The following is a 1578-nucleotide window of genomic DNA, read 5'->3' as shown; positions in this document are numbered from 1 at the left end:
ACTAGTGGAAATACACGTTTTACATCAGCAAGGGCACAGCATCCGCCGCATTGCGCGAGATTTAGGTATCTCTAGAAATACCGTTCGCACTTATCTTCGAAACAGAAGTAAAGAGCCTGTGTATCCCGAACGACAGTCTCGACCAACAAAATTACAGCCTTACCACGACTACTTGCACACCCGCATTGAAGCTGCAAGGCCTTATTGGATACCAGCAACAGTCTTACTGCGTGAGATAAAATCCTTCGGTTACGAAGGCGGCATAACGATGCTCAAAAAGCACATCAAACAATACAAACCTAGCACGCCTGCCGACCCTGTGGTTCGATTCGAAACACAACCTGGTGAGCAAATGCAAGTCGACTTCACGACCATTACGCATTACGGCATACGGGTTAAAGCCTTTGTTGCTACGCTTGGTTATAGCAGAGCGACGTTCGTTCGCTTTTGTGAGCGGGAGCGCCAAGAAGACTGGGTTGATGGTCTTGAAGAAGCATTTGAATACTTCGGTGGCGTACCCAAAGAGGTTCTGTTCGATAATGCGAAAGCCATCATGATAGAGCGAGATGCATACGGTGAAGGCGAGCATCGATGGAACGCTATGCTGCTCACTGCCGCCAAGAAGTACAATTTCAAACCAAGAGCTTGCCGTCCGTATCGCGCAAAGACCAAAGGGAAAGTGGAGCGATTTAACTCTTACTTGAAAAGTAGCTTCGTCACTCCGCTTGCTGCGACACTTAAACAACACGGTCTGAAAATCACAGCCGATGTCCTTAATGGGCATATCGGCTCGTGGTTAGAAACCGTCGCTCACCAGAGGATACACGGCACAACAGGTACAAAGCCTCAAGTTCTTCTAGAGAAAGAACGTTTTACACTTCAACCTCTCCCGTCGCCGACACGCCCGATAGCTCCGTTAACAATGGGTGATAATGTCATGCCAGTTGAGAGCTTCCAACATCCACTATCAATGTATGACACGTTGTTGGAGGTGCGAGTATGAACCTTCAAATGAATCGCATCGAAGCTGCGTGCGCAACGCTGAAGTTACAAGCCATGGGTCAGGAATGGCCGAGGTTGGCAGAAGTCGCTAACACTCAAGAGTTGAGTCTAGCCGATTACTTAGAATCACTTCTAAGCGCTGAGCTTGAAGCGAGAGCTGAACGCACAAGAGCAACGCTGACTAAGTTCGCCAGCTTCCCTATGGAGAAAACGTTCGATGACTATGACTTCAAGTTCGCAACAGGTGCCCCACGGAAACAGCTCAAGGAGCTAACAGGGTTGGCGTTCGTCGAGCGAAAAGAAAACGTAGTACTACTTGGTCCAAGTGGTGTTGGTAAGAGCCATCTTGCTGTTAGCCTTGGTCAAATAGCGGTACAAAAAGGCTTAAAGACACGGTTCATCACGGCTGCTGACTTAATGCTTCAACTGTCTACGGCAAAAGCTCAGGGCAAACTTGAAAGCTACTTAAGGCGAAGCGTTCTTGCGCCAAAGCTCCTTATCGTCGATGAAATCGGATATCTACCGTTCGGCAGAGAAGAAGCGAACTTGTTCTTCAATGTCATCGCTAAACGATAC

The 1578-nt window shown here is 48.2% G+C and carries 2 protein-coding genes; both read left to right on the top strand.

Translation table 11 applies throughout. The features are described 5' to 3' along the window. Positions 1–4: 4 nt before the first annotated feature. Entirely contained in the window at positions 5–1003 is a 999-nt protein-coding gene (gene istA / locus AB6C75_RS23465; RefSeq protein ID WP_372109509.1) for an IS21 family transposase, read from the top strand. Further along, on the top strand, positions 1000–1578 hold a 579-nt coding region (gene istB / locus AB6C75_RS23460), incomplete at its 3' end, for an IS21-like element helper ATPase IstB (RefSeq protein WP_372109507.1). The genes istA and istB, both read left to right, overlap by 4 nt.

It is taken from the genome of Vibrio sp. 10N.237.312.B06, assembly GCF_041464685.1.
Lineage (GTDB): Bacteria > Pseudomonadota > Gammaproteobacteria > Enterobacterales > Vibrionaceae > Vibrio > Vibrio tasmaniensis_A.
The sequence above is the reverse complement of the archived record's forward strand: the minus strand, read 5'-3'. Positions and strand labels throughout refer to the sequence as shown.